Source organism: Sphingomonas sp. CFBP 8765, assembly GCF_014841445.1.
Classification (GTDB): domain Bacteria; phylum Pseudomonadota; class Alphaproteobacteria; order Sphingomonadales; family Sphingomonadaceae; genus Sphingomonas; species Sphingomonas aerolata.
The window spans coordinates 1-25,810 of record NZ_JACYTY010000013.1 but is presented as its reverse complement, the minus strand read 5'-3'; the positions used below and the strand labels follow the sequence as shown (position 1 = coordinate 25,810).

The 25,810-nt window shown below is 63.6% G+C and carries 28 protein-coding genes; 16 read left to right on the top strand and 12 right to left on the bottom strand.

Going from position 1 to position 25,810, the window contains the following annotated elements; translation table 11 throughout:
* Positions 1-145: 145 nt before the first annotated feature.
* The 4 genes from IFT87_RS19235 to copC all read right to left on the bottom strand — a co-directional run bounded on the left by IFT87_RS19235 (position 146) and on the right by copC (position 4,429).
* Positions 146-529: a MerR family DNA-binding protein gene (locus IFT87_RS19235; protein ID WP_055763348.1), complete on the bottom strand. Its 384-nt coding sequence runs from the start codon at positions 527-529 to the stop codon at positions 146-148.
* Entirely contained in the window at positions 526-2,808 is a 2,283-nt protein-coding gene (locus IFT87_RS19230) for a heavy metal translocating P-type ATPase (RefSeq protein ID WP_200909707.1), read from the bottom strand. Before IFT87_RS19230 ends, IFT87_RS19235 begins: the two co-directional genes overlap by 4 nt.
* A 318-nt stretch (positions 2,809-3,126) precedes the next feature.
* A complete protein-coding gene (gene copD / locus IFT87_RS19225; protein ID WP_055763342.1) occupies positions 3,127-4,056 on the bottom strand; it encodes a copper homeostasis membrane protein CopD in 930 nt (309 codons plus the stop codon).
* Position 4,057: 1 nt separating this feature from the next.
* Positions 4,058-4,429: a copper homeostasis periplasmic binding protein CopC gene (copC, locus tag IFT87_RS19220; RefSeq protein WP_055763339.1), complete on the bottom strand. Its 372-nt coding sequence runs from the start codon at positions 4,427-4,429 to the stop codon at positions 4,058-4,060.
* Between the two features lie 122 nt (positions 4,430-4,551).
* On the opposite strand from copC, the gene IFT87_RS19215 reads away from it, so the two are divergent.
* The 13 genes from IFT87_RS19215 (at position 4,552) to arsH (ending at position 14,017) form a co-directional block, all read left to right on the top strand.
* Positions 4,552-4,824: a hypothetical protein gene (locus IFT87_RS19215; protein ID WP_055763369.1), complete on the top strand. Its 273-nt coding sequence runs from the start codon at positions 4,552-4,554 to the stop codon at positions 4,822-4,824.
* Complete coding sequence (locus IFT87_RS19210) at positions 4,821-5,261, top strand: periplasmic heavy metal sensor (protein WP_055763336.1); 441 nt, start codon at positions 4,821-4,823, stop codon at positions 5,259-5,261. The genes IFT87_RS19215 and IFT87_RS19210 overlap by 4 nt, the downstream gene beginning before the upstream one ends.
* Positions 5,258-5,851, top strand: coding sequence for an RNA polymerase sigma factor (locus IFT87_RS19205; protein WP_055763333.1), 594 nt, complete (start codon positions 5,258-5,260; stop codon positions 5,849-5,851). The genes IFT87_RS19210 and IFT87_RS19205 overlap by 4 nt, the downstream gene beginning before the upstream one ends.
* Positions 5,852-5,894: 43 nt before the next feature.
* Positions 5,895-7,832 (top strand): copper resistance system multicopper oxidase, encoded by a 1,938-nt coding sequence (locus IFT87_RS19200; protein ID WP_055763328.1) that lies wholly within the window; start codon positions 5,895-5,897, stop codon positions 7,830-7,832.
* Positions 7,829-9,040: a copper resistance protein B gene (locus tag IFT87_RS19195; RefSeq protein WP_055763326.1), complete on the top strand. Its 1,212-nt coding sequence runs from the start codon at positions 7,829-7,831 to the stop codon at positions 9,038-9,040. The genes IFT87_RS19200 and IFT87_RS19195 overlap by 4 nt, the downstream gene beginning before the upstream one ends.
* Positions 9,031-9,783, top strand: a complete 753-nt coding sequence (locus tag IFT87_RS19190) for a PepSY domain-containing protein (RefSeq protein WP_055763323.1) — start codon at positions 9,031-9,033, stop codon at positions 9,781-9,783. Before IFT87_RS19195 ends, IFT87_RS19190 begins: the two co-directional genes overlap by 10 nt.
* A 36-nt stretch (positions 9,784-9,819) precedes the next feature.
* Positions 9,820-10,209, top strand: a complete 390-nt coding sequence (locus tag IFT87_RS19185; RefSeq protein ID WP_235516307.1) for a DUF305 domain-containing protein — start codon at positions 9,820-9,822, stop codon at positions 10,207-10,209.
* Between the two features lie 54 nt (positions 10,210-10,263).
* The gene (locus IFT87_RS19180) at positions 10,264-10,707 is read left to right on the top strand and encodes a DUF411 domain-containing protein (protein ID WP_055763320.1); all 444 of its coding nucleotides are present in this window, start codon (positions 10,264-10,266) and stop codon (positions 10,705-10,707) included.
* A 173-nt stretch (positions 10,708-10,880) separates the two neighbouring features.
* Positions 10,881-11,213 (top strand): ArsR/SmtB family transcription factor, encoded by a 333-nt coding sequence (locus IFT87_RS19175; RefSeq protein WP_055763316.1) that lies wholly within the window; start codon positions 10,881-10,883, stop codon positions 11,211-11,213.
* An 11-nt stretch (positions 11,214-11,224) separates the two neighbouring features.
* Positions 11,225-11,653, top strand: coding sequence for an arsenate reductase (glutaredoxin) (arsC, locus tag IFT87_RS19170; protein ID WP_082446616.1), 429 nt, complete (start codon positions 11,225-11,227; stop codon positions 11,651-11,653).
* On the top strand, positions 11,653-12,939 hold the full coding sequence (locus IFT87_RS19165) for an arsenic transporter (RefSeq protein ID WP_055763311.1): 1,287 nt from the start codon (positions 11,653-11,655) through the stop codon (positions 12,937-12,939). Before arsC ends, IFT87_RS19165 begins: the two co-directional genes overlap by 1 nt.
* On the top strand, positions 12,936-13,259 hold the full coding sequence (locus tag IFT87_RS19160) for a YnfA family protein (protein ID WP_055763308.1): 324 nt from the start codon (positions 12,936-12,938) through the stop codon (positions 13,257-13,259). The genes IFT87_RS19165 and IFT87_RS19160 overlap by 4 nt, the downstream gene beginning before the upstream one ends.
* Complete coding sequence (gene arsH, locus IFT87_RS19155) at positions 13,259-14,017, top strand: arsenical resistance protein ArsH (RefSeq protein ID WP_055763304.1); 759 nt, start codon at positions 13,259-13,261, stop codon at positions 14,015-14,017. The genes IFT87_RS19160 and arsH overlap by 1 nt, the downstream gene beginning before the upstream one ends.
* Positions 14,018-14,073: 56 nt before the next feature.
* On the opposite strand, the gene IFT87_RS19150 is transcribed toward arsH, so the two are convergent.
* Complete coding sequence (locus IFT87_RS19150; protein ID WP_055763301.1) at positions 14,074-14,289, bottom strand: hypothetical protein; 216 nt, start codon at positions 14,287-14,289, stop codon at positions 14,074-14,076.
* A 179-nt stretch (positions 14,290-14,468) separates the two neighbouring features.
* Here IFT87_RS19150 and IFT87_RS19145 point away from each other — a divergent pair, with 179 nt between their 5' ends.
* Positions 14,469-14,657, top strand: coding sequence for a hypothetical protein (locus tag IFT87_RS19145; protein ID WP_041394287.1), 189 nt, complete (start codon positions 14,469-14,471; stop codon positions 14,655-14,657).
* A gap of 243 nt (positions 14,658-14,900) precedes the next feature.
* On the opposite strand, the gene IFT87_RS19140 is transcribed toward IFT87_RS19145, so the two are convergent.
* The 4 genes from IFT87_RS19140 to IFT87_RS19125 are packed head-to-tail and all read right to left on the bottom strand — an operon-like array spanning position 14,901 to position 21,259.
* Complete coding sequence (locus IFT87_RS19140; RefSeq protein WP_055763298.1) at positions 14,901-15,587, bottom strand: ZIP family metal transporter; 687 nt, start codon at positions 15,585-15,587, stop codon at positions 14,901-14,903.
* A 3-nt stretch (positions 15,588-15,590) separates the two neighbouring features.
* On the bottom strand, positions 15,591-18,824 hold the full coding sequence (locus IFT87_RS19135) for an efflux RND transporter permease subunit (RefSeq protein WP_055763295.1): 3,234 nt from the start codon (positions 18,822-18,824) through the stop codon (positions 15,591-15,593).
* Positions 18,825-18,827: 3 nt separating this feature from the next.
* On the bottom strand, positions 18,828-19,997 hold the full coding sequence (locus IFT87_RS19130) for an efflux RND transporter periplasmic adaptor subunit (RefSeq protein ID WP_055763292.1): 1,170 nt from the start codon (positions 19,995-19,997) through the stop codon (positions 18,828-18,830).
* Positions 19,994-21,259 (bottom strand): TolC family protein, encoded by a 1,266-nt coding sequence (locus tag IFT87_RS19125; RefSeq protein ID WP_192191636.1) that lies wholly within the window; start codon positions 21,257-21,259, stop codon positions 19,994-19,996. The genes IFT87_RS19130 and IFT87_RS19125 overlap by 4 nt, the downstream gene beginning before the upstream one ends.
* Before the next feature lie 194 nt (positions 21,260-21,453).
* On the opposite strand from IFT87_RS19125, the gene IFT87_RS19120 reads away from it, so the two are divergent.
* A complete protein-coding gene (locus tag IFT87_RS19120) occupies positions 21,454-21,600 on the top strand; it encodes a hypothetical protein (RefSeq protein ID WP_156349056.1) in 147 nt (48 codons plus the stop codon).
* A 79-nt stretch (positions 21,601-21,679) separates the two neighbouring features.
* Here IFT87_RS19120 and IFT87_RS19115 read toward each other — a convergent pair whose 3' ends face one another.
* The gene (locus tag IFT87_RS19115) at positions 21,680-22,342 is read right to left on the bottom strand and encodes a cation transporter (RefSeq protein WP_055763288.1); all 663 of its coding nucleotides are present in this window, start codon (positions 22,340-22,342) and stop codon (positions 21,680-21,682) included.
* 36 nt (positions 22,343-22,378) lie between these two features.
* Between IFT87_RS19115 and IFT87_RS19110 the strand changes: the two genes are divergently transcribed.
* On the top strand, positions 22,379-22,816 hold the full coding sequence (locus tag IFT87_RS19110; RefSeq protein WP_056677700.1) for a MerR family transcriptional regulator: 438 nt from the start codon (positions 22,379-22,381) through the stop codon (positions 22,814-22,816).
* 49 nt (positions 22,817-22,865) lie between these two features.
* Here the strand turns inward: IFT87_RS19110 and IFT87_RS19105 are convergent, their stop codons facing one another.
* Positions 22,866-23,594 carry a DUF6118 family protein gene (locus tag IFT87_RS19105; RefSeq protein WP_192143182.1) on the bottom strand — a complete coding sequence of 243 codons (729 nt, stop codon included), beginning with the start codon at positions 23,592-23,594 and terminating at the stop codon, positions 22,866-22,868.
* A 61-nt stretch (positions 23,595-23,655) separates the two neighbouring features.
* On the bottom strand, positions 23,656-25,810 hold a 2,155-nt coding region (gene traA / locus IFT87_RS19100; protein ID WP_192191635.1), incomplete at its 5' end, for a Ti-type conjugative transfer relaxase TraA.

The window sequence follows — 25,810 nt, the reverse complement described above, 5'->3', positions numbered from 1 at the left end:
AAAGCTTCCTCGAAAACGATGGTCTTTTGGGAACGATAGATCTTTCCCAAAAGCCGTTTTCACACGAGAAGGGAGAACACTAGAACCGCTTGCGAACGCCCACAGGCGGTAGAGCGCGGCACGCTAAGCGCCGCGCTCGATCGGATTATTCAGCGAGGCTTTCGATAATTGGGCACTCCGGGCGATCATCGCCGTGACAGCGCTCAACCAAGTCGATCAGCGCCAATTGCATAGCTTTCAACGCGCGCGCCTTGCGGCCCAGCTCGGCAGCGCGCGCTTTCGCCAGCGCCTTAACTTCGGCGCTCGACCGATCCCGATCCGACCACAAGCCGAGTAGCGTGCGGATCTCCTCGATTGGAAACCCAAGGTCTCGCGCGTTGGCGATGAACCGCAGCCGATGAATGTCCACTTCCGAATAATCCCGGTAGCTCCCGCGCCGGAGCGGTGCGGGCACAAGGTCGATCTTCTCGTAGTGGCGGATCATGCGTTGCGAGACGCCGCTGGCCTCCGACGCCGCCCCGATGTTCATAGTTTCACCGTGTTCAGACGCAGCGCGTTGAGCACGACGGTGAAGGAAGAGAGGGCCATCGCAGCGCCAGCCAGCATTGGTGACAGAAGGATGCCGGCAACGGGGTAGAGCACGCCGGCCGCGACGGGCACGCCGACCCCGTTGAACAGGAATGAGAAGAACAGGTTCTGCCGAATGTTCCGCATCGTCGCACGGGCGAGCTTGCGCGCGCGCACGATCGCCGAAAGATCGCCGCGTGTGAGCGTCATGCCCGCGCTTTCTATCGCTACGTCGGTTCCCGTCCCCATCGCGAGCCCAACGTCGGCAGCGGCCAGCGCCGGGGCGTCGTTGATACCGTCGCCGGCCATTGCAACCTTGGCACCATCAGCTTTCAATTCGCCGATGATCCGCGCCTTATCTTCCGGTCGCAGATCGGCGCGTACATCGTCCAGGCCGCCCACGGCGCGCGCAACCGCATCGGCCGTCCCGCGATTGTCGCCCGTCAGCATGATAACGCGCAGACCTTCCTTGCGAAGAGCCGCGATGGCGTCGCGCGCCGAAGGGCGCACCGGGTCAGCAACCGCGAGCAAGCCCGCGAGTGCGCCGTCGATCGCGATCAGGATGACGCCGGCTCCCTCGCTCCGATGGCGATCGGCCGAAGCGTCGAGTGACTGGGGATCGGCACCGACCCGGCTCATTTGTGCGGCATTGCCGATCACCACCGATCGGCCGCCAACCGTGGCACTGACACCCATGCCGGTCTGCGAAGCGAAGTCTGCGACCGTGGCGAGTTGCAATCCGCGTTCCTTGGCGGCGACGACGATCGCGTGGGCTAGCGGGTGTTCGGACTGTCCTTCGACAGCCGCAGCGAGCGCGAGCATGTCGTTCTCTCCAACGGTGCCGGTTGCCTCGATCGCGACCAGCGACGGCTTGCCTTCCGTTAGCGTGCCCGTCTTGTCGATGACCAGCGTATCGACCTTATCGAGTGCCTGTAGGCTTTCGGCATTCTTGACGAGCACGCCGGCCTGCGCGCCGCGGCCGGTGCCAACCATAATCGACATAGGGGTCGCGAGCCCGAGCGCGCACGGGCAGGCGATCACCAGCACGGCGATCGCATTAAGAAGGGCGTGACCCATGCGTGGCTCGGGACCGACCAGCGACCACACCACGAAGGTCGCGACCGAGATCAGCACGACCAAAGGTACGAACCAGCCCGATACCCGGTCGGCGACCGCCTGGATCGGGGCACGGCTGCGCTGCGCTTCCGCGACCATGCGGACGATGCGCGCCAGCATCGTGTCCGAACCGACCGCGCCGGCTTCCATAACGAGGCTGCCCGTGCCGTTCACCGTCCCCCCCGTGACTGCGGCATCGACTTCCTTGAGGACGGGGGCCGGCTCGCCGGTGAGCATGGATTCATCGACCGAGGAGCGACCCTCGACCACCACGCCATCGACCGGGATCGCATCGCCGGGGCGGACCCGCAACCGATCTCCGGTTGCCACGTCGGCAAGGCTGACTTCTTCCTCTGACCCGTCAGACCGCAACCGTCGCGCTGTCTTGGGAGCGAGGTCCATGAGGGCGCGTATCGCGCGGCCAGTCGCCGCTCTGGCGCGCAATTCGAGAACCTGTCCGAGCAACACCAGTGTCACGACGACGCCGGCAGCTTCGTAATAGACTGGGACCATGCCCCCGTGCATCCGGAACGTCGCAGGGAAGATGCTGGGCGCGAGTGTTGCGACCAGGCTGTAGAGGAATGCCGCACCGACGCCGATCGCGATCAGCGTGAACATATTCAGATGGCGGGTGCGAAGCGACATCCACCCCCGCTCGAAAAACGGCCATCCCGCCCACAGCACAATTGGCGCAGTGAGTGCGAGTTGGACCCAAGGCGAAGCGGTAGGGCTAACAACATGGAGCCCAAACATCTCGGCGAACATCGAAACAATGAGCAGCGGAACGGTGAGCGCTCCTGCTACCCACAAACGCCGGGTGAAATCGACTAGTTCTGGATTGGGACCGTCATCGAGCGACGGCTCTTCCGGTTCGAGGGCCATGCCGCAAATGGGGCACGTTCCCGGCCCTTCCCGACGAATCTCAGGGTGCATGGGGCACGTCCACATCGCTCCCGGGGTTGCCACCGGCTCGGGCTTTGGCTTGGCCCCAAGGTAGGCATCAGGGTCAGCGACGAACTTGGTTCGACACCCTGCACTACAGAAATGATACTCGTGCCCGGCATGCTCGGCATGGTGCGCTGTTTTTGCCAGATCAACGGTCATGCCGCATACCGGGTCGGTCACTGTGGCAGAAGGTTCTCCGCCCGCTTTCCCTGAGCAGCATCCTTCCTTGGCAGCTTGTGGAACAGCCGGAGATTTGGAGGACGAGCAGCAGGACGCGCCCGCCTCGCGCTCGATCGCAGCAGCTTTATCAGCTTGCTTGTTCGAGCACCCGCAGCCCCCGGCCAAATGGGCGTGGAAATCAGGGTCGTTCATAGAAAAACTCCTTCAACCCGAGAGCATGTAGGGTCTGACACCGTGTCAGGGTCAAGCCCCCCTTCCAACGACTCACGGCACCTAATTAAATTACGTCGCAAAGCTCGATTGCCCTCAAACCAATAGCTACATGGCCGACGCAGGGGGTTCGAGCGTGCCGAGCCAACCTACCAGCACGAGGATCGCGACCACGCACGAAGCCTCGACTGCAAGACTTGTTCGCAAGGTTCGCAGCGCGCCTTTATAATCGCCTGCTGACACCGATCGTTCGAATGCCGGTGTAAAGCGGAAGCGGTTAAGCGAAGCGAGTCCGAGCATCCCACCCAACAGCACAAGCTTGGCGATCAAGAGCCTGCCGTAGACCGTCGTGCCGAGGGTCGGGAGATTGCCAAGGCCAACCAACAGCCAAGCGTTGATGAGGCCGGTGATGACGATCGTACCGACGACAATCGTGCCGGTCAGACCGAACCCGTGCAGCGCTCGATAGGTCAGTGCGAGGTGGGCGGCATCGGTGCGCCGCGCTGGTCGTGTCACCAGCAGCCCAAGCCCGAGCAGCGCTCCCACCCACGCACCAGCGCTCAGGAGATGGAGGATATCGGCCGCCAGATGCACCCACCCGGTCGCGCCTTCGTCCATCGCCCCGTGCCCCGTCCAGGCGAGCGTTGCGAGAGCGACGCCGGAAAAGATGGCGACCAAGCCAAGCGGCATCGTGCGCCGCGCCGCTATTAGGGCAGCGATAGACGCCACCAAGAGCGCGATCATGCGCACTTTCCATGCCGTGCCCGTTGCGGAGTCAGAGAGCAGCATTCCGACTGCTTCCCGATCGATCGGCCACGGAGGTGCACCTGCCATCGCGGCTGCGAGCAGCGCGACCGCTATGCCGGAGAATAGCAGGGCGAGAAGCCCGGTCCCGAACAGCCAAGGGCGGAAGGCAAGCGCGTTGCCGCGCTCACCGACCTTCAACCCGTAGAGGCCGAATGCCGAGAGGCCGAACAGCCCGCTCAGCGTCACGTAAAGCGCGAAGCGAACCGCGATCAGCGGCCAGTCGGCTTCCACCTTACTTCACCGTGAAGGCGTAGTTTCCGGTGATGCGGTGTGTGTCGGTCGAGACCACATGCCAGGCAAGCTTATAGCTACCCGCGCCGAGCGGCGACTTGGGCGTGACGACGAGGGTGCGACCGTCCGAGCCGACAGTTGCGGTCCCGACGACTTTCATTGGTGCGTGCGTCATGCCGCCATGCCCGGTCATCATCAGATCCGCACCGGAAAACTTGGGCATCAGCTTCTCGCTGAAGCGCAGTGTGACATTGGCGGGCTTCGCGACCATCGCATTCGGTGCCGGGGATGCGGATACGAGTTTGGGATGGGCCTGGGCGGCTCCGGCAAGGCCGAGAAGGACGACAGCGGTAGGAAGGAAGACGCGACGCATGGGAATACTCCGATCAGGTTCGTGCCTGTTCTACGCGGCCCGGCCGCTCGCCCCTCATGACGGAAGTCGAGGGGTGATGGGCATCGCTGCGTAACAAGTGGTAGAGGCGCGGAGTGGACAGCATGGACGATCTAGACAGAACATTGGCGAGGCTCGCGGGCGCACCCGTGCCGGCATCGCTGGACGGGATCGAAGCGCAGGTGTTCGCACGCATCGGTGCGCAGCCCGTCGCACGGTTGACCGGATTGGGCGTCGGGGGCGTGATGGTCGCAGCGCTCGCGATCGGCATGGTTGGCGCGGAACTTCCGGCGACCGCCAGCCCTGCGGTGTCGCTTTCGCCGCTCGGGGGCGCATCACCACTGGCGCCATCGGTCTTGCTGATTGGTGAGCCATGACATCGACCAAGCGGCTTATCGTCTGCGTTGTACTGGCCTTCCTCGCGGCTATCGCAGGCGTATTTCTTGCGCGCGTGTTGCTGCCCCAGCCTAAGCAACCGGGCACCGCCTTGCACGAGGTCCTGCACCATAAGCTGGCGCTTGATGGCAATCAGCAGGCCCGGCTGAAAAGCCTAGAGGACCGGTTCGCGGTGCAACGCCACGCGCTGGAATTGGAAATGCGCGCGGACAATGCACGGCTAGCCGAGGCCATTGAGACCGAGCATGGCAACGGCCCCAAGGTGACCGCCGCGGTCGATCAGAGTCATGCGGCGATGGGCGAGTTACAGAAGGCAACGTTGGCGCATATCTTCGCCATGCGGCAGCTTTTGCGCCCGGATCAGACCCCCCAATTCGATGCTGCGGTGGTGAAGGCGCTCACCGACGACCAGGGGTGAGCCTCGATTGGACCACCCTGTCCGACGGCGAACTGGCGACGCTCAGCATCGCTGGCCGACAAGCGGCATTCTCCGAAATCATGCGTCGCTATCGTCAGCCTATATTCCGGCTCGCGCGCGCCTTTGTCGGCGAGGCCGACGAAGCGCTCGATTTGGTTCAAGAGACGTTTGTCGCGGCGCATCAGGCGATGCCGCGCTACGATACACAGCGGGCGATGAAAGCATGGCTTTCTACGATCGCCGTCAACAAATGCCGGGATTGGGCAAGGAAGCGCGCGGTCCGTCGGTTTTTCTCCTTTGCCGCACCGCTCGACGAACAGGCCGAGACGATCGCGGACGATCAGGTAGCAATCGATGACGCAGCAGCCGATCGGCAGGAACTTGCCAAAGTGACGCGCGCCATCGCGACCTTGCCGATGAATCTCAAAGAACCGTTGGTGCTCCGCACGATCGAGGGTTTGAGCCAGGCGGAAACGGCCGATGTATTGGGGATCAGCCAGAAGGCGGTCGAAACCAGGCTATATCGGGCTCGCGCGCGCCTCGCCGAAAATTTGAAAGAGAACCAAGGGGTAGGCGCACGGGACGCGTAAGAGGTGAGACGGGCCGGCAGCGGCTCAATCCCAAGGAGCTACCATGTCGCGCGTTCTAGACCGCCGCCAATTGCTGCGCGGTGCCACTCTTGCAGGAGGCGGTGTTGCGCTGTCGGCATATATGCCGGCATGGGCGCAGCCTGTTTCCGCTGGTATTGTGAAGCCGCTGCCTACTGTATCGGGTGATGAAATCCGGCTCCGGGTCGCGCACCAGATGATGATGATCGACGGACGGCAGAGCCACGCCATCGGCATTAACGGCACTGTGCCCGCACCGCTGATCCGGCTGCGGGAAGGTCAGACCGTGCGGCTGCATGTCGAGAACGGTCTTGATGAGCAGACCTCGTTGCACTGGCACGGCCTGATCGTGCCGTTCCAGATGGACGGCGTGCCGGGCGTTGCCTTCCCCGGCATCGATAAGCGCACGACCTTCACCTACGAGTTCCCGATCGTGCAGGCCGGCACCTATTGGTATCACAGCCATTCCGGGTTGCAGGAGCAGATGGGGCTCTACGGCCCCATCGTGATCGACCCCAAGGGCGTTGACCCGATCCAGTCGGATCGCGAGCACGTTATCGTGCTGTCCGACCACAGCCAGCTCCACCCGCATCGCATCTTCATGAAGCTCAAGAAGCAGTCGGGCTATTTCAACCGGCAGCAGCAGACGCTCGCCGGCCTGCTCAAGGGCGAGGACCAGCCGCTCAAGGATCGCCTCGATTGGGGCAAGATGCGGATGGACCCGACCGACGTCGCCGACGTGACGGGTTCAAACTACACCTATCTCGTCAACGGGCATGGGCCGCAGGACAATTGGACGGGGCTGTTCAGGCCGGGCGAGCGGGTGCGGCTGCGTGTCATCAATGCGTCCGCGATGACGACCTTCAACGTCCGGATTCCGGGGTTGAAGCTGAGCGTTGTCCAGGCGGACGGCCTCAACGTCCGTCCCGTTGAGGTCGACGAGTTCCAGATCGGCGTGGCCGAGACCTACGACGTGATCGTCACTCCATCGGACGAGCGCGCCTACACGCTGGTCGGTGAGAGCGTGGACAGGTCCGGCATGGCGCGCGCAACGCTAAGCCCCCGCGAAGGCATGGCCGCTGAAGTCCCTCCACTTCGCAAGCGCCCTGTCGCCACCATGAAGGACATGGGGATGGACATGAACATGGATATGTCGGGCGGCGGTTCGATGCAGGGCATGGACCATAGTGGCATGCCTGGAATGGATCACGGATCAATGGCCACGGCTGAAAAGCCCGCCGCTGCGATGGACCACGCGCAGATGGACCACGGTGCTGCCGGTGCCGGCGCGGGCGGAATGGCCGGGATGGATCACGGCGCGATGCAGTCGGGTGCTACGATGCCAGGCATGGCAGGTGCGCCCGACGCCGCAGGTGGTATGGCAATGGGCGGCATGGCGGGCATGGACATGAACATGCGCGACTTTTCGAAAGCGCCGGGCGTGAAGAAGGGGCCGGGTGTCCAGACCATCTCGCCGATGCCGATGGATCGTACCGGCGACCCCGGTCAGGGTCTGGAGAATGTCGGGCATCGTGTGCTGAATTACCGCGATCTGGTCGCGGTCGATCGCAATCCCGATGTGCGCGCGCCGTCGCGCGAGGTGCAGATCCACCTTACCGGCAACATGGAACGCTACATGTGGGCGCTCGACGGTGAAAAGCTGTCCGAGGTGAAGGCACCGATCCCATTTCTTGCTGGCGAGCGCGTCCGCGTCACGCTGGTCAACGACACGATGATGGGCCACCCGATCCACTTGCACGGCCACTTCTTCGAATTGGTGACGGGGCACGGCGCGTACAGCCCGAGAAAGCATACCGTCATGGTCCAACCGGGGGGCAAGGTCAGTTGGGACGTGACCGCCAACGAGGGCGATTGGGCATTCCACTGCCACATGCTCTACCACATGCACGCGGGCATGATGCAGGTCGTCCAGGTCCGTTCGGCGAAGGGAGAGGCGGCATGAAGGCGCTGCTTCTCGCCGGGATCGGCGCGCTGGTCGCCACGGCACCTGCCACGGCGCAGACGATGGACCATTCAATGATGCCGGGCATGAGCATGCCGGGCATGAAAATGCCGGCGAAAAAACCGACCGCTAGATCGAGACCGGCCACAAAGCGGGCCCCTGCCAAGAAGGCAGCGACTAGGAAGGTCCCGGCAAAGCGTCCCTCCAAGCCTGCAGCCGATCCACATGCCGAACACACGATGCCCGGCATGGACATGAGCGGTGCGAACGCGGCCGATCCGCACGCCGGCCACGACATGTCCCAAATGTCAGGCATGAACCCTGCTCCGGCTACCGCAACAGGCGAGCACACCGGCCATGATATGTCGGCGATGCCCGGCATGGATATGGCACCCGGCCAGCCAACGCAGCATGACATGTCTTCAATGCCGGGAATGGCGACCGTGCCTGTCGGTACAGACCTGAAGCCGGGCAATGCGCCCGCGCCTGCACCATCTCCGGTGCTGGCAGCGTCTCGCTATTACGGCGAGGCAGCCATGAGCGATGCCAACCGCGACCTGCGCCGCGAGCATGGCGGAATGACCTACTACCAAGTGCTCTTCAACCTTGCCGAGTATCAGGCGCGCAAAGGCGGGGACGGCTATCGATGGGATGGCGAGGCTTGGATCGGGGGAGACATCAACCGTCTCACCCTGAAGAGCGAAGGCGAGGGCACATTTGGCAAACCGCTCGAAGCGGCCGAGGTGCAGGCGCTCTACAGCCGTGCGCTCGATCCCTATTGGAACCTTCAGGCGGGCGTCCGCTACGACTTCAAGCCGAACCCTTCTCGCACCTACGCGACGGTCGGGATCGAGGGGCTTGCGCCCTATTGGTTCGACGTCGAGGGGGCACTGTTCCTTTCTGACAAGGGCGACGTGCTTGGCCGAGCCGAGGCATGGTACGACGAGCGAGTGACACAATTCTTCGTCCTTCAGCCTCGCGTGGAAGCCAACTTTGCAGCCCAAGACGTGCGCCAGGACGGCATCGGATCGGGGCTTACGGACCTCGAACTCGGGCTCAGGCTGCGCTACGAAAAGTCGCGTGAGTTTGCGCCCTACATCGGCGTGTCGTGGGAAAGGCAATTCGGCGACACGGCACGCTTCACGAGAGCACGCGGTGATGACACGGGCGGCTTCAGCTTCGTTGCCGGCGTGAGGACCTGGTTCTGAGGAGCGGCAGGCTCCGCCTTCATGTCGGTGCCAGCAAGCTTCATCGCTGGCTGGCACTGATTATCGGGGTGCAGCTACTGCTCTGGTTCTCCAGCGGCTTGTTGATGAGCATCCTGCCGATCGAGCGGGTACGAGGAGAACACCTCGTTGCACGCGAGAACACGGCGACGATCGATCCGGCTCAGGAGTTTGCTTCCCCGGCATCGGTGTTGGGCGCTGCCCCCGGCCCGGTGCGCGAACTGCGCTACACGACCTTGTTCGGACAACCCGTCGCCGAGTTGACGATGGCTAACGGCACGGTCCGGATGCACGACGCCCGGACCGGTTTGCCGATGCAGCGTATCGATGCGCCCTTTGCGCTACGAGTTGCACGCGCGGCATATCGCGGCCCCGGTGTCCCTGTTGCGTCCGTCATGTTTGCTCGAACAGCGAGCACGGAGTTTCGTGGCAAACTGCCGGTCTGGCGTGTGGAGTTCGAGGACGCCGAGACGACGCGCGTGTTCGTGTCACCGGAGAACGGTAGGATTGTCGGTGTCCGAACGGGTACGTGGCGGCTCTATGATTTTTTCTGGGGCCTCCACATCATGGACTGGAAAAACCATGAGAACTTCAACACCCCTTGGATGATGGCATTTGCAGCTGGGGGGCTAGCCCTTGCGGTGGCAGGCGTGGTGCTGCTCTACATGCGCTGGCCGCGCCGCAGGCAAAGAAAAGTCCAAGGGGTGCACGACGTTGCCGCGTAACTCTCTCTAGGTGGGGGATACCTCGGGAGAACGACTATGAAGACCATTACCACGATCGGCATGTTAGCCGCAGCGCTCGCCGCCAGTCCGCTTGCCGCACAGAGCAGCATGGCGGGCATGGATCATAGCCAGATGCAGGGAATGGATCATTCCAAGATGATGAATGATCCGGGCAATCCTTACGCCGCATCCGAGATGGACATGCATCAGAAGATGATGGCCGCGAAGCAGGGAGACGCATCGGAGATGTGGACCCGCAAGATGATCGAACATCATCGTGGAGCCGTTACCATGTCGCGCGTGGCGCTTCGGGACGCGAAGGATGCCGACACGAAGCGGATGGCGCAGATGACCATTACGAAGCAGGAAAAGGACATCGCCGAGCTTCAGGGCTGGCTCAAGTCGCATGGCAAGCGCGCCCAATAAGGCCGCTGGCAGGAACCCCGCCCCCGGGCGGGGCTTCACCAAAGGAGTTTAGCAATGAAGTTTACGATCCGGAGTGCGATCGTCGCCGCAGCGATGATGACCCCGGCTGTGGCCTTAGCGGCGAACAGCATTGCCATGCACCGCGATCCAGGGTGCGGCTGTTGCGAGCAGTGGGCCAAGCAGGTCCGTCAGCAGTTCGGGCGCAACGTGCAGATCATCGATGACGCTCACCGCGATGTGCTTCAGCGCAAGATGGGTGTCCCCGCCGACCTCAGTTCATGTCACACCGCGGTAGTCGACGGTATGGCATTTGAGGGCCATGTACCGATTGCCGACATGAAACGGGTGCTTGCCCAGCATCCCAAAGGCGTAAACGGGCTTGCCGTGCCGGGTATGCCGGTGGGATCACCTGGCATGGAAATGCCGGGCATGAACGCACAGCCCTATGAGGTGATCGCGTTCGGACCAACCGGACGCAAGGTGTTCGCCCGCCATTAAAAGAGGGAGGCGCGGACGCCTCCCTCCCATTTACTTTTCATGCCCGACATGTCGTGGCCGGCATGGTCTTTACGCCTGCCGCTTTCATGTCGGTGCAGGGCGTTGTCGGAATCGATAGTGGTTTGAAGATCGTGAGAGCTTTCATAACTTAACATATCCGCTATGCCGGATGCATGGATAACGATTCGGCTATCATTGCGCTTGGTGCGCTCGCGCAAGGCACACGCCTCGACGTGTTTCGCCTGCTGGTTCGCCACGAACCGGACGGCATGGCGGCGGGTGAAATTGCCCGTCAGCTCGACGTGCCGCAGAACACCATGTCCGCGCACCTCGGCATTCTCGCGCGCGCCGGCATCGTGCGCTCGGAACGGCATAGCCGGTCGATTATTTACCGTGCCGATCTAGACGGGCTGCGCGCGCTAACGCTGTTCCTCGTCAAGGATTGCTGTGCCGGCTCGCCTGAACTGTGTGCGCCGCTCCTGGCCGAACTCACCCCCTGCTGCTGAAAGGACGCCCCGTGGCCGTCGATATCGTGATCTATCACAACCCCGAGTGCGGCACGTCGCGCAACACGCTGGCGATGATCCGCAATGCTGGCATCGAGCCGCACGTCATCGAATATCTGAAAACCCCACCCTCGCGCGCGTTGCTGGTCGAGCTGATCGACCGCGCCGGGATCACGCCCCGCGATCTGCTACGCGAGAAGGGGACGCCCTATGCGGAGCTGGGCCTTGGTGACGATGCGCTGTCAGACGACACGCTGGTGGACGCGATGATGGCGCATCCGGTCCTCATTAACCGGCCGCTGGTCGTCTCGCCGCTCGGCGTGAAGCTGTGCCGACCGTCCGAAGCGGTCCTCGATCTGCTGCCTGATGCCCAACAGGGCGCGTTTGCCAAGGAAGACGGCGAACAGGTTGTGGATGCTTCGGGCCAGCGCATCGCCTGATGCTGCTCGCGTTCGCTATCTTCGTCGTCACGATCGCGCTCGTCATCTGGCAGCCCAAGGGCCTGGGCATCGGCTGGAGCGCGCTAGGCGGCGCGGCCGTCGCGCTACTCGTCGGGGTCGTTTCGCTCTCTGACGTGCCGGTGGTGTGGGGCATCGTCTGGAACGCGACCGCGACGTTCGTCGCGATCATCATCGTCAGCCTGTTGCTCGATGAAGCCGGGTTCTTCGAATGGGCGGCGCTCCACGTTGCGCGCTGGGGCGGGGGGCATGGTCGTCGGCTGTTCGTGCTGATCGTCCTGCTCGGGGCGGCGGTGTCGGCGCTGTTCGCCAATGACGGCGCCGCGCTGATCCTGACGCCGATCGTCATCGCGATGCTGAGGGCCCTGGGATACAAGGACAAGGCGACGCTGGCGTTCGTCATGGCGGCGGGGTTCATTGCCGATACCGCAAGCCTGCCGCTGATCGTCTCCAACCTCGTCAACATCGTGTCGGCCGACTTCTTCCGGATCGGCTTTGCCGATTATGCCTCGGTGATGGTGCCGGTCGATCTGGCGTCGATCGCCGCGACGCTGGTCGTGCTGCTGCTGTTCTTCCGGCGCGACATACCCGCCAGCTACGATGTGGCGCAGCTCCGCGCGCCCGCTGATGCGATCCGTGACCATGCCACATTCAAGGCGGGCTGGGTCGTCCTCGCCCTGCTGCTCGCCGGCTTCTTCTTGCTCGAACCTATCGGCGTGCCGGTCAGCGCCGTCGCTGCTGCCGGTGCCGTGCTCTTGCTGGTCATCGCCGCGCGCGGCCATGTCATCCAGACGCGCAAGGTGCTGGCCGGCGCGCCGTGGCAGGTCGTGATCTTCTCGCTCGGCATGTACCTGGTCGTCTATGGCCTGCGGAATGCCGGACTGACCGACCATCTTGCCGGCCTGCTCGATCGCACCGCGCAAGGCGGCGTTTGGGGTGCGGCGTTCGGCACCGGGATCATTGCCGCGCTGCTGTCGTCGGTGATGAACAACATGCCGACCGTTCTGGTGGGTGCGCTGTCGATCGACGCGACGCACGCCACGGGCGCGATCAAGGAAGCCATGATTTACGCCAACGTGATCGGGTGCGACCTTGGCCCGAAAATCACACCGATTGGCTCGCTCGCGACGCTGCTCTGGCTGCACGTCCTCGGGCAAAAGGGCATTCGGATCGGCTGGGGCTATTACTTCAAGGTCGGCGCGACGCTAACGATTCCGGTGCTGCTGGTAACGCTCGCGGCACTCGCGATCAGGATCAGCATGGGATGACGGCACTCGTATATCTGGCCGCGTCGCTCGCGGAAATCGCAGGCTGCTTTGCCTTTTGGGCATGGTTGCGGCTGGGCAAATCGCCCCTGTGGCTGGCTCCGGGCGTGGTATCGCTTGTGCTGTTCGCCTGGCTGCTGACACGCGTGGACAGCGATGCAGCAGGGCGGGCCTATGCAGCCTATGGCGGCGTCTACATCTGTGCATCGCTGATCTGGCTGTGGGCTGTCGAAGGGGTGAGGCCCGACCGCTGGGACGCTGGTGGAGCGACACTCTGCCTGATCGGCACCTGTATCATTCTGCTTGGCCCAAGGACCGCCTGATGCCGCTTCGCGCCCTCTCTGACCCCGATCATCTACCCGCCCTTGATCGGCGCTATGCGCTCGATCGTCCTGCCCTTGGGCTGGGCGCTGGTGATCCACCTCCGCGCATACTGTTGCTCTACGGCTCTTTGCGGGAGCGGTCCTTTTCGCGGTTGTGCGTTGAGGAAGCCGCTCGCCTGCTGCAATTCTTCGGCTGCGAAACGCGAATCTTCGATCCTTCGACGTTGCCGCTGCCCGATCAGGTGACGGGGGACGATCACCTGGCCGTCCACGAGCTACGCGAACTGTCGATGTGGTCGGAGGGGCATGTGTGGTGCAGCCCCGAGCGCCACGGCCAGATCACCGGCATCATGAAGCTGCAAGTCGATCACCTGCCGCTGTCGATGGGTGGGATGCGCCCGACGCAGGGCCGCACGCTTGCCGTCATGCAGGTGTCGGCCGGATCGCAGTCGTTCAACAGCGTGAACACCCTGCGCGTCCTCGGCCGTTGGATGCGAATGGTGACGATCCCAAACCAATCGAGCGTCGCGAAGGCGTTTGCGGAGTTCGACGAAAGCGACCGAATGAAGCCTTCGGCCTACTATGATCGGATCGTGGATGTGATGGAGGAGCTGGTGCGCTTCACGGTCCTTCTACGCCCGCACACCACGCAGCTTGTTGATCGCTATTCCGAGCGAAAGGAGGCAGATGTGCCGATCGATAGCGCCACGGACCTTTCGAGCATCGCAACCTCGCCAACGTACCGGAAAGGCGAGTAAAGTTCTCTTAGTGTGGCGAACCGCTCCTCCGACATTGTGCATCACTGAGTGTGCTTCTAGATGCATCCAATGAAACGCCGGGCTCGCCCATTCTCCAAGATATTGCGTTCCATGGCGTTTTTCGTCCTGGCAGTGATGTTGCTGGTCCGGCTTGGCCCGCTCTGCGAGACGATGGCGATGGCCGCGCCTCCGGCTGCGTCCGCGATGATGGACTGCGCCAGCAAATCAGCAGGCGCTCCCATCAAAAAGGCACCTGCGTCGGCCTGCGCCATACCGTGCGTTGCGGTTGCCGGCGAAACCGTCGAGCATATCGGGCTGGTTCCGTCCTCCCATCTATCGCCTTGGCCAGCTCCACAGACGGGCCTTTTGGGCATGGCATACGCTCCGGCCACGCCCCCTCCGCAAACCGTGTGACGTCGAACACCATCACACGTAAATTTCGGAGAATATCATGACCAAGTTTAAGCTCATCAGCGCTGCCTTCGCCCTCACTCTGTCGACTGGCGCATTCGCCGCTGTCGCCAATTGCTGCGCCGACATGGCGTGCTGCAAGGACGGTGCGGACTGCTGCAAGGATGGCGCAAAAGCCAAGGCCGCGGACTGCTGCGATCATGCTAAGGGCGGCATGAAGCACGGCTGAAGCTGGATAGGGGCGGGCAACCGCCCCTATTTTTCTAGTCTACATCTACCCGCCGCGGCACGCCGTCGCGCCATGGTCGCTGTGACGAGCGGAGAGTTACCCGTAGGGTTGAGGCTCTTCCCCGAACCGCATCCATCGTTCGGCCCATCTCGCGTGCGATTACCGCCAGAGTCTGCTTGGCCTCGATACGCCGACGAAGCTCGACGTCATCATCATTGGTCCAAGACGTTCCACGTCGAGCGGTCAGCCCAAAAACTCCTCGATCAGGAGCAATCCCAAAAAGCCGATGAAAAACATGGCGCTGATAAGCGGGGTATCGGGCTTCTCGTGCGCCTCCACCAATAGCTCTTCCGTCACAAGGTAGAGCAGCGCCATCAAACCGAAACTGAGAAACCCGGCGATGACGACGGGCGGAAACGTCGCAACGGGAGTCGCTATCGCCGCACCGATCGGCAGCAACAACGCGATCCCCATCGTAATCGCGATGATCCGCGCCTTGGACTTGATCGTCTCGCCCAACTCGGTGGTCACGGTCAGTCCGAGAAACAGCACCTCCAACGTCAACGCGATCGTCAGCAACACGCCGGCCTTCCCGCCAGCGACGAACGCCAACCCGAGAACAAGCCCGTCGATCAGGATATCCACTGCGACCGCGCCCAACATAGCGATCGGGCCACTGGCGCGACCCTCAAGAGCTTTGAGCGACAGCATCACGAGAATGCCAAGCGCGCCGCCTGTGAATGTCGCGATCGGTGAACCTTCGTGCATCACCTGGGGCAAGATCTCGGCTGCCGCTGCGGCGAACACGACGCCTGCCGCCAAGTGCTGCATAGCGCTTACGAAGGCATCACTTGGCCGTCTCGATACCGCGAATAGCGAGCCGATCAGTACGGCGACGACGGGAATGAGCGTGAAGGCAACGGCCTGCATAGCTTAAGCCCTCACGCTGTCATGATTCAAAGGCGGCAGTTCGATGTGTCCCCCTGATGGGGCTGGCAGCTCGCGCCGTCCGAAACGAGCGTAGAGCGTCGGCAGCACGAACAAGGTGAGCAAGGTTGCGGATATCAGGCCACCAATGACGACGGTCGCCAGCGGCTTTTGCACCTCGGCTCCAGCACCATGACCAAGTGCCATCGGCACAAAGCCAAGCGATGCGACGAGCGCCGTCATCGCAACCGGCCGGAGCCGCGCCAGAGCGCCTTGATGCGCCGCTACCGCACGACCCATGCCTTGCCGCATCAGATCATGGATGGACGACACCATGACCAGCCCGTTGAGAACCGCGACACCTGATAGCGCGATGAAGCCGACTGCCGCTGAAATGGAGAACGGCATGCCTCTTAGCACCAGCGCAAGGATGCCTCCGACCAGCGCCAGCGGAACGCCGGTAAACACGATCAACGCATCCCTGACGGAGCCAAGCGCGCCGTAGAGCAGGAACATGATGACCACGAAGCAGATCGGCACCACAACGCTAAGCCTATCGCGGGCAGATGCCAGGTTCTCGAACTGACCGCCCCATTCGAGATACGTGCCAGGCGGCAATTTCACCTGAGCGTCGATGGCTGACCGGGCATCAGCCACGACACCGGCCACGTCTCGATCGCGCACGTTGGCCTGCACCACGACACGCCGCTTGCCGTTCTCGCGGCTGATCTGGTTGGGACCATCGACCACGGCGATATCCGCCACTGTCGATAGCGGTACGAAGCCGCCACTGCCGGTCGGCACCGGCACCTGAGCAACCGCCGTCAGATCGGATCGTGAGCTTTCGGCCATCCGGATCACGACGGGGAAGCGACGATCGCCTTCAAAGATCACGCCAGCCTGTCGGCCGCCAATGGCTGCGGCAACCGTGTCCTGCACGTCACCCGCCGTCACCCCGACGCGGGACATGGCAGTGCGGTTCGGCCGGATATCGAGCATCGGCAAGCCTTCGGTTTGTTCAACCCGCACGTCTGCTGCACCCCGCGTCTTTCGAAGGATGCCGGCTATCCGATCTGCGGTCGCGTTCATCTCGCCAAAGTCGTCGCCAAAGACCTTGATCGCGATGTCGCCGCGCACGCCTGCAATCAGCTCGTTGAACCGCATCTGGATCGGCTGAGTGATCTCATAGGCGTTGCCGGGCAGAGTGGAGAGCCGCTTTTCCAGCCGCTCGACCAGCTCTTCCTTGGACAGGCCGGGGTCGGGCCACTCCTTCTTCGGCTTCAGGATGACGAAGGTGTCGGTCGCGTTAGGCGGCATCGGGTCCGATGCGATTTCGGACGTGCCGGTGCGCGAGAAGGCGAAACGGACCTCAGGGGCCTTGGCGAGTGCCTTTTCCACCTGGAATTGCATCGCCTGGCTCTGATCGACCGATGTGCCCGGGATGCGGACCGCCTGCACGAGGATGTTGCCCTCATCGAGCTGCGGCAAGAACTCCTGCCCCAATGTCGTAAAAGCGGCCCCGGCGAGTGCCAGCGCACCGATCGCGACGCCGATGGTGAGGGTGGGTCGGCGCATTGCCGCATCAAGTCCCGGCTCATAACGTTTCCGGAGGAAGGTGACGACGCGGCTTTCCTTCTCCTCGACCCGCTTGCTGAGACAGATCGCAATCGCTGCCGGTATGAAGGTCAGCGATAGGATGAAGGCGAACACCAGAGCGATGATGACCGTGAGCGCCATCGGCTCGAACATCTTGCCTTCGACACCCGTGAAGGTGAGCAACGGCGCATAGACAAGGATGATGATAGCCTGCCCGTACACCGATGGCCGGATCATCTCGCGCGCCGACGCCGCGACAATCCCGAGACGTTGCTCGATGGTCAGCACGTCATCACGACCATGCTGCGCCTCGCCCAAACGCCGTAATGCGTTCTCCACAATAATGACCGCGCCATCTACGATCAGACCAAAGTCGAGCGCACCAAGGCTCATCAGATTTGCGGAAACGCCCGCCTCCAACATGCCGATGCTGGTCAGCAGCATCGTGATCGGAATGACGCAGGCCGCGATCAGCGCCGCGCGGAAATTGCCAAGCAGCGCAAACAGAACGACGATTACCAGCACCGCACCTTCGGCGAGGTTGCGGGCAACCGTCGAAATTGTGGAGTTCACCAGCTCGGTCCGGTTCATGACCGGCTTCACGACAACATCGACCGGCAAAGAGCGGCCGATCTGCGTCAGCCGTTCGGCAACGCCGGTCGATACCGTGCGGCTATTCTCCCCGATCCGCATAACCGCGGTGCCGACGACAACTTCATGGCCGTTTTCTGACGCCGATCCCATGCGTAGCGCCTGCCCGGTGCGAACGGTCGCGATCTGGTTAAGCAGGATCGGAACGCTCTCGCGGGTGGCAACGACGGTACGTGCCAGCTCGTCGGCGTTGCGAACACGCCCATCCGATCGAACCGCCAGCCCTTCTCCGTTGCGGTTGACCACGCCAGCGCCCGCGCTGGTATTGCTGCGCTGAAGGGCGGTGGTGAGATCCTGAAGCGTTAGCCGCATTGCCGCCATGCGCTGTATGTCCGGAATAACGAGATATTCCTTGGTGTAGCCACCAAGGGAGTCGACGCCAGCAAGCCCGGCCGTGCTTTTGAGCTGCGGCGTGACGATCCAATCCTGTACGGTGCGCAGATAGGTCGCCTTGTCGGCGTCGCTGACAAGGTGATCCCCCTCGGGGGTGATATAGCTGGCATCGCGCTGCAAGCCGGGTTCGCCGTTGCGGTGGTGAACTTGGTCCAGCTCGCGATATTCGACCGTCCACATGAAGATATCGCCGAGGCCCGTAGCGATCGGCCCCATCTCGGGGTTCACACCTTCGGGAAGGTCTTCCTCAGCGGTTCGCAGACGTTCCGCGACCTGCGCTCGCGCAAAGTAGATATCGGTCTTTTCACCGAAAACCGCTGTGATCTGGGCAAAGCCATTGCGACTTAGCGAGCGGGTATATTCAAGGCCAGGAATGCCCGCGAGCGCGGTTTCGACCGTGAACGCAACCTGCTTCTCGATCTGATCGGGGGAGAGGGCAGGAGCAACGACATTGATCTGCACCTGGTTATTGGTGATGTCGGGTACGGCGTCGATCGGAAGCTGACGCAGCGCGCCAATCCCGAGCAATGCAGCCGCGATGGTGAGAAGCAGGACGAGCCAGCGCTTCTCGACGGAGAGGGTGACGATGCGACCGATCATGGCTCAGTCCTCATCCCCGCCTGCACCCTTGCCGAGTTCGGCCTTGAGCGTGAAGCTGTTGGTGGAAGCGATGCGCTCCGAGCCGGTAAGGCCTGCCGTTACGGTGACTTGCCCGCCGTTGGTGCGACCAAGCGTCACGGGAATTGCCCGGAATCCTGTCGCAGTGCGGACGAACACGAACGACTTGTCCTCGATCATCTGCACTGCGGCCGATGGCACGGCGACGGTGCGGTCCCCGGTCGCAGGAACGAGGATCGATACGTTGACCGTTTCGCCGACGCGCCATGTGCTGCCGGCGTTGTCGAGGGTAGCGATCACCGGCACCAATCGGGTCGTCTCGTCCAGAATGGGGGATACGAACGTGACGCGCCCCTCCTGACGCCGCCCCGGTGCCGTCACTTCGACACGCACGCCGGGTTTCACCCGACCGGCATCGGTGGGGACGAGTGAGGTGGTTACAGTGACCTTCGACAGGTTGGCGACGCGGAACAGCTCTGCATCGGCCGCGACCGCCTGCCCGAGTGTAGCGGATCTCGCGATGACCTGGCCGGCGATCGGCGAGCGAACCGCGATGCGGTTGAGCGCGCCGCCTCCGCTGCCCGTCGCTGACAATTGCTGCTGCGCGAGGCGAAGGGCAATGCTGGCCTCCGTCGCTGCCGTCCGCGCTGCGACCAGATCCTGCTCTGGCGAAACACGTTCAGCGAACAGGCGCTGTTCGCGGCGAAGGTTTGATTGGGCGAGTGCGGAACGCGCGCGCGCGGCTTCTACCTCCGCTTTCAGTGATGCCGCTTCCCGGCTTTCGATGATAGCCAGCGGGTCTCCCCGGCTGACTGACTGCCCGAGATTGCTGGTGAGGGAAACGAGCCGACCGCCTACGGAGGTGGACACAACCTGCACACCCTGAGGATCGCCCTCGATCGTTGCCGATAGCTCGATCGCTCCGGCCACGCCGCCTACTGTAGGACGCGTAACCTCTATCCCGGCATCCGCAATCTGCTGCGCGGACAGGGTGACGATATCCTTTGGACCCTCCTTGGCTTCGCTGGCCTCGGCACCTTCGGTCTTCTCGGCTCCGGCTTTCTCACCGGCCTCGCCGTTGCCACCCCCGCCGCATCCGGCAAGGAGGACAGCCAGGGTCACAGGCGCGAGCGCCCGCATGATGGTCTTCGTCATTGATTGGTTTCCTCGGTCGAGGGCGCTCCGGCAACGAGCCGTTCGAGGCGTGCCTTGGCGTCGTGATAGGTGGCGAGCGCATCGATCGCGGCGGTTCGTGTTTCGGACAGGGTACGTTCGGCATCGAGCAAATCGAGCTGACCGAACTTGCCCTCCCGGTAGCCGATCCGGGCGATCCGAGCGGCTTCGCTTGCCGACGCCAATGCCGGCCCGCTGGCGTTGCGAGCGGTCGTCGCGGCATTCGCGACGTTCGCCTGTGCGCTTGCGATATCCTGCGCGGTATCCAGCTCGGCCGCGCGACGTAGCGCCTGCGCCTGATCAGTCTGCGCCCGCGCCTGCGCCACTGCCGCCTTGCCGTTGTTGAACAGTGGGAACGGGATCGACAGCCCGAACACCGCTGCCACGTCGTTCGTAGCCTCAAGCCGTCGTGCGCTGGCGCTGAGTGTCACGTCGGGAATGCGCTGCGACCTAGCAAGCCGCACCTGTGCCTCTGCCGTTGTCACGTCCGCGCGTGTCGCCGCCAATGCCAGCGTCCCGGCGGTCTCGATCGGCCGCGCTGGACCAAAGCCCTCGACACGGCCGAACCACACCAAGTCCAACGGTCCCGTGAGGGGTTGGCCGATCCGTCGGGCAAGATTGCTTCGGGCGACCTCGGCAAGCCGCTCTGCGCGCTCCACAGCCGTCTCCGCGTTGATCCGCAATACATCGGCGCGCTGCTGTTCGAGCGGTGATGCTCGCCCCGCTTGAACGCGGACGCCGGCTGCGCGCGATGCTTCGCGGGCGATACCGGCCTGCTCGCGCGCGGTCACCAGTCGGCGTTCCGCTGCGGTCGCCTCGATGTAGAGCTGCGTGATGGCAAGCCGTAGATCAGCCTCGGCCAACGCCGTGCCTATCCTCGCTCGATTACCAATCGCATCTGCGACAGCGATCCGTGCCGATCGTTTGCCACCCAACTCGATCGGTAGTGCCAGACCTGCCGTTGTCTCGGCGCTTCGAAGACCGCGATATTGGCCGCTGCCGGCAATGTTCTCGGTCTCGGCGACGATCGACGGGTTCGGGCGGTAGCCGGCAACCGTGCGGCCTGCTTGTGCTGCCCGGACGCCAGCCGTGGCAGCCTCAAGGCTGGGGGCGCTGGCTCCGGCAAGCGAAAGCGCCTGCTCAAGGGTGAGCGGGGGACTGGTCGATGTTGGATCGGCTGACTGCGCCTGTGCGATCGACGCGCACGACGCCACGGCCAATAAGGCCGCAATAAAACGGTGCATGGGTAACGGACTCCTGACGAACCTTGGGCATCCGCACGGGCTTTCCCGGCGGAATTAGGCGTTGGTCAGGCTTGGGGAGGACGTAGGGCTGGGTCCGACGCTACCGGGGCCTTGGGCGCATTGCGCCACATCGATGCAGTCATACGAACGCTGCTGGCTGGTCCGGTTGAATCGGACGCGATCGGCACGCCGACATGATGGCCGTGGCAACCACCATGATGGTGAGGATAAGCCTTGTCGGCGTCTGCCGGCACTTGGTCGGCATCGCCGTCGCAATGATCGAGGGAGCTGACCGCTGTGGTATCAACGCACGTCACGCCTTCGGTCGCATGCGCGACTGATCCAAGCCCGAGCATAAGCACGAGCATGAAACTGAGGAACAGGGCGGAGAGGCGGTGCATCGGCCCGCGCCTTAGCAGCTTACCGACTGCCATGTAACGACTGCTGGTAACTAGCGGGGGCGGGTGAGGGCTCGCTACGCATTTCGGCGCGTGCCTGCCGCATGATCTGAACACCGCCCGATATTCCCAACACAGCCATCAAGGTGGCGACGGCGAGATCAGGCCACGCGCTGTTGAGGCCGAACACTCCGCCTGCGGCCAGTACGACGGCGATGTTGCCAATCGCGTCGTTACGCGAGCAAATCCACACTGACCGCATGTTCGCATCACCGCTTCGAAAGCGGTACAGCATGACCGCGACTACAAGGTTCGCGATCAACGCGGCGATGCCGACCACGCCCATAATTTCGGCATGGGGCGTTGCTTCGTGGAGCGCCCCCCATCCCGCCGCGAACAAGACATAGACGCCTAGCAAAGCAAGCGTCGCCCCCTTCAACATCGCAGCGCGTGCGCGCCAGGCTATCGCCATTCCGGCAACGCCAAGGCTGATTGCGTAGTTCGCAGTATCCCCAAAAAAGTCGAGCGCGTCGGCTTGCAGCGCCTTCGATCCACCCGTGATGCCGGCAACGATCTCGATAACGAACATGCCGCCATTGATGGCGAGCGCAATCCATAGCGCGCGCCGCCACTTAGGGTCGTTGAGAGTGTCCGCCTTGTCGGACGCGCAGCTTGTGCAGGCCATATTCGCCACCTCGATAGAATCGATCTGACAGCCTATATGCACCCTCTAGTCGCTAGAGGGTCAAGCGCTGTGTCTGAGAAACTGACGATCGGAAAACTGGCTGGTGCGACCGGCACGAAAGTCGAGACGATCCGCTACTATGAGCAGATTGGCTTGCTGCCGGCTCCTGAGCGATCGGCGGGGAACTATCGGACCTATGAGGGCGCGCATCTACGCCGCCTGTCCTTCATCCGTCGCGCGCGTGATCTTGGCTTTTCAATCGATCAGGTGCGCGAGCTTATGGGGCTTGCCGATCGGCGCGATCAGTCCTGCATCGCCGTCGATGTCGTTGCCAACCAACACCGCGACGCGATTAGACGCAAAATTGCAGACCTCACCGCGCTTGCTGGTGAACTCGACGCGCTAATAGATTCCTGTAGCCGCAACACCGTCGCCGACTGCCGGATCATCGAAGCACTTGCCCCTTCCGCATAGCGCATCGCTGCTGTCCGGTGGAATGATCGGCTTGCACCGCTTGGGCACTTCAATCCGTGGAGCTGACGATCGCACTTCTTGCCGCCACGTCATCCCGACTGATCTCGATGGTACAGCGCACCGTCTTCTTAGTCCTCACAGCTATCTTGTAGCAGGCTTGCACAGCCTTGCGATTTGCGGTGATGATCCGATCGGCTGCCGCGATGTTGGCGAAAGCATCCGGCCCAGCAGCTCGCATGAGGCGCTGCCCGGCTTCCCATTTCGGTAGGTCAAGCGTGCGCGCTGCCATCCACTCGGGCACCTGCCACTTCCCCGGGAGCTCGCGCGCGATGATCCCCGGCACGATCGTCCATAGCAGCGCCCCGCCCAGGCACGCTCCCGCACCGACCTGCCACAAGGTACGGCGCTGCTCGTCCGCACGGCGGGCAGAACCGCCGATACCGTGCAAAGCGGTCGTCGCCTTGTCCATCTTCTCACCGGCGGTCGCGATCATGCGCCGATCCTCGTCGCGGGCATGGCCGCCAGCCGCGACGATCCGGTCGGCGACATAGCGCGGCGCGACATTGTCCTCGGCCGTTTTCGCCAGCACGCCGACATTTTGCATGGTCGCGTTGAGCGCCTTCGCCATTTTCCCCAGCGTCTCGCTGTAATCGGGTATCTCCGGCACCTCGGCGCGCTCCGCGGACAGCCGCTCGACGGCGCGGCGCAACAGCGCAAGCTCACCGCGGACACCTTCAAACGCCTCCGCTGCGGCGTCCGGTTCGTGATCGTCACTCATGCACTTCTTCCCCTTTACTGCATGAAACCACAAACCGGATCGTACCCGAAAGCACGAACCGTCACCGGCTCATCCCCCGATCCCGGTCGCGCCCACGATCGAGCGACGACGACAGCGCATCGCCGATCGACCGCTCGCTTTCCTGCTTCAGCGCCAGGTCGGGTGCATGGCGACGCAGTGCGGATTCGAGCTGCGGGTCACGGTGCAGCCCGCCCGCCGCCTTCTCCATCCGCTCGCGCAACCGCTCGGCACCGGCACTGTCGCCGGCCCGCTCCATGCCTGCCCGCGCCTGCTGCATTTTCTGCCAGCCTTCCACGAACCGCTCGGCACGCGCGTCCGGGTCTAGCCGCACACGCTTCTCGTCGGCCATCGCGCGTGCCGCGCCAACTGTATTGCCGCCCGACACCTGCTCGATAAGCTTCGGATCACGCGCAAGCGCCGATGCAAGGTCGCGCGCGGCATGGGGACGGGTCGCGTCCAGCCTCTCGCCAGCCTTCTGCAAAGCGCTCTCCTGATGCGGCAGCACGGGCAGACCCTTGTTGCGCATCCGGCCGATATCGCCCGCGGCACGTGCATAGCGTTCGATCGCCTTGGCCTGAGAGACGTCCAAGGTGGTGTTAATCGGCCCCCCCTGGCTGCGATCACGGGCGGTGTTAATCAGACCCCCCTGGCCGTGATCGCGGGCAGTGTTAATCGCCCCCTCTTTCGCGACAGCCGGCTTTGGCCGGAAACCGGCAAACATGCCCTTGGCCTTGTCGCGCACCTTCTCGACCATCTGGCGTGCGAGTTCCGGGAACCGGATCTCGCGCCGATCGGCGAACGCCCGCGCCTGATCCTGCTCGGGCTTAGCGTAATCGCCCGCCATGTCCTTGCCGCGATCACGCGAGAGCGCGCGGACGAGCTGGCGCTGGTCGCTGAAGTCGTCGCGGCCATAGTGGAGCTGCACGTCGTCACGATGACGCGACATGCCGACATAGGCGCTGTGCCGGTCCATGCCGGGGGTGGCGAGGACGTGCGCGCGATCGACCGTCACGCCCTGCGATTTATGGAACGTCGCCGCATAGCCATGATCGACATGGGCATAGTCCTTGGTGTCGAACGCGACGCCGCGCCCGTCATCGAGGCGCACCGCCATGCCCTCGGACGATACCCGCTCGATCGTCGCCAGCATGCCGTTCTTCACCCCCATGCCGCGCTCGTTGCGCAGGAACATGATGCGGTCGCCCGTCGCGAACTGCCGCTCACCGCGCTCGGCCTTCACCGTCACGTCGTCGCCAAGGTCGCCGGATGCGCGCAACCGGTTGCGCGCCTCGCCATTGAGGCTCTGCACCTCGGCGTTGGTGTGGGTGAGGATGATCCGGGTCTTGCCCGGCTCGGTCTGGCGTGCGCGATCCCAACCGTCCACCAGCTCGCCCCGCGCCTCGTCACGGTTGTCGGCGACGTGGACCATGCCCTTGCTGTCATAGGCATGGATCGCCTCGCCGGTGCGCCCGGTCGCCAGCGCACGCGTGGCGTCGCGCTGCCAGTCCTCGCGCTGCCGGCGTATCTCGGTGATCTCGGCCGCGCCGTGGCGCTCGGTGACGCTGCGAAAGGCCGCGCCGGCCTCGATCGCCTGCAACTGCTCGGGGTCGCCGACCATCACGACCTTGGCCCCGGCATCGCGTGCTTGGGACAGCACCCGCTCCATCTGACGCGAGCCGATCATGCCGGCCTCGTCCACCACCAACACGTCCCTTGGGCCTAGCTGTTCACGCCCCCGCCCCCATGCGTGTTCAAGGCTGGCGATGGTGCGGGACTGGATGCCGGACCCGCCCTCAAGGTTCTCGGCCGCGATGCCTGACAACGCCGCGCCGCGCACCGTGTAGCCCTGCCCCTCCCAAGCCTCGCGCGCGACGCCCAGCATCGCCGATTTACCGCTGCCGGCATAGCCGACGACGGACGCCAGCCCACTGTTGCCGGTGACGTGATCGAAGGCGTCGCGCTGCTCGCTCGACAGGACAAGCCCTCGGCCCTCGGCTGCGTCGATCGCGGCGTCACGATGCCGATCGACGATGCCATGCGCGGCGCGGCCCGCCAGCTCGTCGCTCGCGCGCTCAAGCCGGTTCTCCACCGCGATCATGTCGCGGCTGGTGAACCGCTCCTGGTCGCGCCCGTCCTTCCCCAATGCGACCAGCTCGGGGCTGGCGCGCACCGCCCCCATCACCTGGTCGAACTGC